This window comes from Streptomyces sp. SID4985 (assembly GCF_009863025.1).
In the GTDB taxonomy this organism is placed as follows: domain Bacteria; phylum Actinomycetota; class Actinomycetes; order Streptomycetales; family Streptomycetaceae; genus Streptomyces.
Genome location: NZ_WWIR01000647.1, coordinates 1 through 6,997 on the forward strand (window position 1 = coordinate 1; position 6,997 = coordinate 6,997).

At 72.6% G+C, this 6,997-nt stretch carries 7 protein-coding genes; 2 read left to right on the forward strand and 5 right to left on the reverse strand.

Going from position 1 to position 6,997, the window contains the following annotated elements:
* From GTW40_RS33380 to GTW40_RS28260, 3 genes are all read right to left on the reverse strand, one after another.
* Window positions 1–606 (reverse strand): helix-turn-helix transcriptional regulator (locus tag GTW40_RS33380; RefSeq protein WP_237525778.1); only part of this gene is annotated, 606 nt, incomplete at its 3' end.
* 512 nt (window positions 607–1,118) lie between these two features.
* Window positions 1,119–1,544, reverse strand: coding sequence for a DUF3017 domain-containing protein (locus GTW40_RS28255; RefSeq protein WP_161182979.1), 426 nt, complete (start codon window positions 1,542–1,544; stop codon window positions 1,119–1,121).
* A 70-nt stretch (window positions 1,545–1,614) separates the two neighbouring features.
* A complete protein-coding gene (locus GTW40_RS28260) occupies window positions 1,615–2,469 on the reverse strand; it encodes a bifunctional methylenetetrahydrofolate dehydrogenase/methenyltetrahydrofolate cyclohydrolase (protein ID WP_161182974.1) in 855 nt (284 codons plus the stop codon).
* A 287-nt stretch (window positions 2,470–2,756) separates the two neighbouring features.
* Between GTW40_RS28260 and GTW40_RS28265 the strand changes: the two genes are divergently transcribed.
* Window positions 2,757–3,455 carry an RDD family protein gene (locus tag GTW40_RS28265; RefSeq protein ID WP_161182975.1) on the forward strand — a complete coding sequence of 233 codons (699 nt, stop codon included), beginning with the start codon at window positions 2,757–2,759 and terminating at the stop codon, window positions 3,453–3,455.
* Between the two features lie 111 nt (window positions 3,456–3,566).
* Here the strand turns inward: GTW40_RS28265 and purH are convergent, their stop codons facing one another.
* Together purH and purN are read right to left on the reverse strand one after the other, a co-directional pair.
* A complete protein-coding gene (gene purH, locus GTW40_RS28270; RefSeq protein ID WP_161182976.1) occupies window positions 3,567–5,138 on the reverse strand; it encodes a bifunctional phosphoribosylaminoimidazolecarboxamide formyltransferase/IMP cyclohydrolase in 1,572 nt (523 codons plus the stop codon).
* Entirely contained in the window at window positions 5,135–5,773 is a 639-nt protein-coding gene (gene purN / locus GTW40_RS28275) for a phosphoribosylglycinamide formyltransferase (RefSeq protein ID WP_161182977.1), read from the reverse strand. Before purN ends, purH begins: the two co-directional genes overlap by 4 nt.
* 320 nt (window positions 5,774–6,093) lie before the next feature.
* Between purN and GTW40_RS28280 the strand changes: the two genes are divergently transcribed.
* A complete protein-coding gene (locus tag GTW40_RS28280; RefSeq protein ID WP_161182978.1) occupies window positions 6,094–6,927 on the forward strand; it encodes a hypothetical protein in 834 nt (277 codons plus the stop codon).
* Window positions 6,928–6,997: the final 70 nt, after the last annotated feature.

Below are 6,997 nucleotides of genomic sequence, written 5' to 3' on the forward strand. Positions count from 1 at the left end.
ATCGCGGTCCCTGTCGGCCGCGGTCGGCTGGACGGGGATCGACGGCACCACGCCCGCCGGTCCGGCGACCCCGGCCGCCTTGCTGGCGTGCGGCATGCCGTCGGGCGTGGAAGCCGCGCCGGGGCCGTCCGGCGCGGAGGTGTCGCCCCCACCCGTACGACCCGACACGGGAGCCGGGCCGAAGCCGCCCGGTGCCGGAACGGCATCGGTGACCGTCTCGCCCGGCCCCGACACCTGGACGGTGCCGCCCGGGCCGCCCGGCACCGGGGCCTCTCCCAACGCCGCCCGAGCCTGGCTGATCCGGATCTGTTCCATCGTGCGGTCGTGGCGGGACTCCGCGCGGCTCCAGGCGCGTTCGGCCAGTTCCCACATGGTGGTGAGGTGGACCGGGCTGGTGTCGGTGGCCTCGGCGAGGGCGACGACCGCGCCGAGCGGGGCGAGGAGGCGGCCGCCGAGGTAGCGCTCCCAGGACGTCCTGCTGTAGCCGGTGCGGTCGGCGAGGGCGGCGACACCGAGGCCGCCGCGGTCGACGATCCGCCGTAACTGACCGGTGAACTCCCGTATCTGCGGATCGAGATCGTCCGGCAGCGGTTTCCAACGAGGCATGCCACTTCCCCCCACACTCGTCCCCCGGCGAAGGCCGTCTCCCCACGGCAGCGCCCGGAACCGGGCGGTCCCCGTCGATCCGCCCGGTGCGTCCGGTCGCCTGTTCATCCACAGGGATGCGCCGCCGGAGGACCCCAGTTCCCCTTCCGGGGGCGCACGGAAGCATCCGCCCGTGGGCCGCGCTCCGTCGCGCGCGCCCCGCCCCCCGCCCACGGGGCAACCCCGATGGGCGCCTTCACGCACCTTCACCACGTTAGCCCGGTTCCACGGCCGCTACGGGGTGTTCGCGCCGTTACCCCCGAACTGCCCCGGAACCGGCGGAGCCCAGGGCGCGGACCCGTAGCGGAACCGTCACCTCCGTGCCACAGCCGACGGACAGACGTTGAACAGCCGCGCCGGGCGGGGCCAGGCTGAATCCCGGCGGCTCGCCCCCGGCCGGGGGAGGGGGCGAGCCCATCGGCCATCACGGGCCGAAGCGGCCCACAGCGGCCGCAACCGCCTTACGGAAAGCGCTACTTGGACACCGTGAAGTGCAGGGCGTCCTTGAGGAACGGGATCACCAGCAGGGGCTTCGGCTGGACCATCAGCGCCAGCAGGGTGATCGCGAGGCCGAGGATGCCGTAGGTCACGATGTCCGTGAACCGCGAGCGGACCGCCAGCATGCCGACGCCGGGCAGCATCCAGCGCAGCACCGCGCTGGTGAGCAGCGCGAGGCCGATCAACAGGGTGCCGACGCGGACCAGGTCGAACGCGGTCAGCAGCAGACCGAGCCCGACCAGGGACAGCACAACGAGCATGGGCCACTGCCGGGCGGGCGCCGGGGCGTCGCCGGGGGCGGCCCGGCCACCGCCCTCGGGGCGGGCGGTGTCCTTGGTGAACAGCGGGAAGCGGCGCTTGCGGGGCCCGCCCGCAGGGGCGCTCTCGGTCTGTGTCCGCACCGTCCCGGCCTCCTCGCGGGTCTCCGTGTCCTCACGGTTCTCGCGGTTCTCGCGGTTCTCGCGCACGTCGTCAGCCGGCACTGCGCTCCGCCGCCTCGACCACGTTGACCAGCAGCTGGGCACGGGTCATCGGGCCCACGCCGCCGGGGTTGGGGGAGATCCACGCGGCCACCTCGGCCACGTCCGGGTGGACGTCGCCGACGATCTTGCCCTCGGCGTTGCGGGAGACGCCCACGTCGAGCACGGCCGCGCCGGGCTTGATGTCCTCGGCGCGGATCAGGTGCGGGGAGCCCGCGGCGGCGATGACGATGTCGGCGCGCTTGAGGTGGGCGGCCAGGTCACGGGTGCCGGTGTGGCACTGGGTCACGGTCGCGTTCTCGCTGCGCCGGGTGAGCAGCAGCGGCATCGAACGCCCGATGGTCACACCGCGGCCGACGACCACGACCTCGGCACCCTTGGTCTCGACGCCGTAGCGGCGCAGCAGGGTGAGGACGCCGTTGGGGGTGCAGGGCAGCGGCGCGGGCTCGTTGAGGACGAGACGGCCGAGGTTGGTCGGGTGGAGGCCGTCGGCGTCCTTCTCCGGGTCCATCAGTTCCAGGATGCGGTTCTCGTCGATGCCCTTGGGCAGCGGGAGCTGGATGATATAGCCGGTGCAGGCCGGGTCCTCGTTCAGCTCGCGGACGACCGCCTCGATCTCCTCCTGGGTGGCGGTGGCGGGCAGTTCGCGCTGGATGGAGGCGATGCCGACCTGCGCGCAGTCGCGGTGCTTGCCCGCGACGTACTTCTGGCTGCCGGGGTCCTCCCCGACCAGGACGGTTCCGAGGCCGGGCGTGATTCCCTTCTCCTTCAGCGCCGCCACGCGGGCGGTCAGATCGGACTTGATCGCGGCTGCGGTGGCCTTGCCATCGAGAATCTGGGCGGTCATACCCCCATCCTCCCGGATGACGGGCCCCGGGTTCCAATCCGGGTGGCCCTTCGCGGAGTGGCGTCCCGCACGTCCCGCACGCCCCGGGATGTCCGCTGATGATCACTGATGATCGTTGATGTTGCACTTGCACAACACATAGCGAATGTGGGTGGACAAGATCTTGCGCCTCCACAACGATGAATGGCGCACAAGCCGCGGTCCGGTGGGGGGCTAACCGCTCATAACGTGTCATTCCTCCGTGCCTTCCGCGTCGTCCCCGCAAGGTCAACGGAGGAAATCCAGCCATGAGTTTCGGCTCGCCCAACAACCCGTACGGCCAGCCCCAGGACCCCCAGCAGGGCTACGGCCAGCCGCAGCAGCCCGGCTACCCCCAGGCCCCGCAGGGCGTGCCGCCGCAGTACGGCTACCCGCAGGGCGCCGGTGTCCCGCCGCAGGGCTACGGCTACCCGCAGGAGCCCGGTTTCGGCCAGCCCGGCGGCCCCGGCCCCCGGCTCGCCTCGATGGGCCGCCGCTTCGGCGCCCGCGCGATCGATGTCGCGATCATCTCGGTCATCTACATCGTCCTGGCGTCCATCGGCATCGCGGGCGCCGTCAGCTCGGCGCAGGAGTGCGACTCCAGCGTGGGTTCGGCCGCCTACGACACCTGCATGCAGAACGCCAGCCAGGGCATGATGAGCAAGATCCTCCCGATCGCGCTCCTGTTCGGTCTCGCGACCCTGCTCTACGAGTGGCTGATGGTCGGCCTGGTGGGCGCGACCCTGGGCAAGCTGGCCGTCGGCATCCGCGTCCTGCGGGCCGACACCGGCCAGAAGCCCGGCCTGCTCAAGTCCTTCCTCCGCTGGATCATCCCGACCGCCGCGGGCTACGTCAGCTGCGGCCTCGGCCAGCTCCTGGTCTACCTGTCCCCCTTCTGGGACAACTCGGGCCGCCAGCAGGGCTGGCACGACAAGGTCGCGGGCACGCTGGTCGTGCACAAGGACTGACCGCACGTCGTACGACCGAGGGCCGTGTCCCACCCGGATCGGGTGAGGCACGGCCCTCGCCGTATGCCCGCTCAGTGGAACGCGGGGGAACTCGGTGGAACTCCGCGGAACTCAGTGGAAGAAGTGGCGCGTCCCGGTGAAGTACATCGTCACGCCCGCCTTCTTCGCCGCTTCCACGACCTGCTCGTCCCGGATCGAGCCGCCGGGCTGCACGATCGCGCGGACCCCGGCGCCGATCAGGATCTCGGGCCCGTCGGGGAAGGGGAAGAACGCGTCGGAGGCCGCGTAGGCGCCGCGCGCCCGCTCCTCGCCCGCCCGCTCGACCGCCAGCTTGCAGGAGTCGACGCGGTTGACCTGGCCCATGCCGACGCCGACCGAGGCGCCGTCCTTGGCGAGCAGGATCGCGTTGGACTTCACCGCGCGGCAGGCCCGCCAGGCGAAGGCCAGCTCGGCCAGCTCCTCGGCGGACAGGGCCTCACCGCTGGCCAGGGTCCAGTGCGCCGGGTCGTCGCCGTCGGCCTGGAGCCGGTCGGTCTCCTGGACCAGGACACCGCCGTCGATCGGCTTGACCTCGACGCGGGAGGCGGGGGCGTGCGGGGCCTTCAGCACGCGGAGGTTCTTCTTCCGCGTCAGGGCCTCCAGCGCGCCCTCCTCGTAGTCCGGCGCCACGATGACCTCGGTGAAGATCTCCGCGACCTGCTCGGCCAGCTCCTTGCTGACCGGCCGGTTCACCGCGATGACCCCGCCGAACGCGGACAGCGGGTCACAGGCGTGCGCCTTGCGGTGCGCCTCGGCCACGTCCGCGCCGACCGCGATGCCACAGGGGTTGGCGTGCTTGATGATCGCGACACAGGGCTCGTCGTGGTCGTACGCGGCACGGCGCGCGGCGTCCGTGTCCGTGTAGTTGTTGTACGACATCTCCTTGCCGTGCAGCTGCTCGGCCTGGGCAAGCCCCTCGGCGCCCGGCTCGACGTACAGCGCGGCGGGCTGGTGCGGGTTCTCGCCGTAGCGCAGGGTGTGCGCGCGGTCCCAGGTGGCGCCGAGGAAGTCGGGGAACGGGGAGTCGTCCACCGGGGCGTACTCGGTGGCGAACCAGTCGGCCACGGCCACGTCGTAGGCGGCGGTGTGGCGGAACGCCTCGGCGGCCAGGCGCTTACGGGCGGCGAGGTCGAAGCCGCCCTCCTGCACGGCGGCGAGCACGTCGGCGTACCGCTCGGGGCTGGTGACCACGGCCACGGACGGGTGGTTCTTGGCGGCGGCGCGGACCATCGAGGGGCCGCCGATGTCGATCTGCTCCACGCACTCGTCGGGCGAGGCGCCGGAGGCGACCGTCTCCCGGAACGGGTAGAGGTTGACGACGACGAGGTCGAACGGCGCGACGCCCAGCTCGTCCAGCTGCTCGCGGTGGGAGTCCAGGCGCAGGTCGGCGAGGATGCCCGCGTGCACCTTGGGGTGCAGGGTCTTGACCCGGCCGTCCAGGCACTCGGGGAAGCCGGTCAGCTCCTCGACCTTGGTGACGGGGACGCCCACGGCGGCGATGCGGGCCGCCGTGGAACCGGTGGAGACCAACTCCACACCGGCCCCGTGCAGTCCGCGCGCGAGGTCTTCGAGGCCGGTCTTGTCGTAGACGCTGACGAGCGCCCGGCGAAGGGGCCGCTTGGTGCTCTCGGCGGTGGCGGTCACTGGATAACTACCTTTCGTCCCTCAATGCGATGGCCGTGGCGGGCGAGCCGTCCCACGACCTCGACGAGCAGCCTTCGCTCGACGTCCTTGATGCGCTCGTGCAGAGCGCTCTCGTCGTCCTCGTCCCGGACCTCGACCACGCCCTGCGCGATGATCGGCCCGGTGTCGACGCCGTCGTCGACGAAGTGGACGGTGCAGCCGGTGACCTTGGCGCCGTACGCGAGCGCGTCGCGCACACCGTGGGCCCCGGGAAAGCTCGGCAGCAGCGCCGGGTGGGTGTTGACGAACCGCCCGCCGAACCGGGCCAGGAACTCCTTGCCGACGATCTTCATGAACCCGGCGGAGATCACGAGGTCGGGCTCGAAGGCGGCGACCGCCTCGGCCAGCGCCGCGTCCCACTCCTCACGGCTCCCGTGGTCCTTCACCCGGCACACGAACGTGGGCAGCCCGGCGCGCTCGGCGCGGGCCAGTCCCTCGATGCCGTCGCGGTCGGCCCCGACGGCGACGATCCGGGCGCCGTACGCCTCCGCTCCGACGCGCTCGATCTCGTCCAGCAGGGCCTGGAGGTTGGTTCCGGAGCCGGAGACCAGCACGACCAGGCGCTTGGCCGCTGGACCGGCGGGGGTGGCGGCCACGATGGGGCCCTTTCTCGGGACGGTTCTCGGGACGGCGATGTGTCCGACCGGACCGTACGGTCGCGTTTGTGCGGTCGTACGAATGCTTCGCGCCCCCGGATACGGGGAAGTCTACGAAGCGGCCGGTCGGCAGCAACGATACCGGCACTCCGGACGGCCCCCACGGGACGGGGGCGTGGCCGGAAGGTAGCGTTCGCACCGGACCGGCTCGGGAACGCCGTGGTGGCGCGGTGCGTTCACGAGACGGAAGCTCATGCCGGACAGCCGTCACGGCTTTCAGCAGTGGCCCACGTCATGACCTAGGGGAAGACGCTCCTTTGATGCCCGATCGCAGCCCGCGACTCCTCACGTTCCCGCCGCGTCCGGACCTGGGAGGCGAGCGCGGCTCCGTGCTGCCCGAGCGCGGCTTCACGCTGCGGCGGGAGCGGCCCTCCACGCCGCCCGAGGCGCCGACGGGCGGCGACGGCGGCCGGGGCGGCGACCGGCAGGACGACAACCCGTTCGCGCCCCCTCCCGAGGGCAGCCCCGACCAGCCGTGGCGTCCGCGTCACCCGGAGGGGCCGGATTCCGGTGAGGGGCAGGGGTCGCCGTGGGGCGGCCGTCCCCAGGGCTCCGGCCAGGGGCAGCACTCGCCCTGGGGCAGCCAGTGGAGCGACCGGCAGCCCGGCCGCGCCCCGGGCGGCTTCGGCGAGCGTCCCGGCAGCGGTCCCGAGCGGCCCGGCGACGGACCGGACAAGAAGCGCTGGGACCTGAACGACCCGGCCCAGCGCCGCGCGCGCTACGCGCTCCTGGCCGGCATGTGGGCCGTCTTCTTCGTGCTCCTGGGCTGGTCGTACGTCTCGCTGCTCCTGGGCGCCCTCGCCCTGTACTGGGGCGGCAGCTCCCTGCGCGCCAAGCCCCGCACCCCGGACCCGGACGCCCCCGCCGCCGCGCAGCCGCCCCCGAGCGGCCGCCCCCAGGCGACGGCCGCGATCGGCGGCATGATCGCCGCCGCCCTGGCCCTCTGCATGACCGCCTCGCTCTTCGCCGTCAAGGTCGTCTACCGCGACTACTACACGTGCGTGAACGACGCCCTGACGGGCCAGGCGAGGCAGTCCTGCGACACCCATCTGCCGAAGGAGCTGCGGGGCGTTCTGGGGTCGGCCAGGAGCTGAGCGAGGCTAGTGCCGCAACAGGCAACGTTCGCCCCGTCGCGACGCCCGGCACGCACTCTCGCCGCACCGG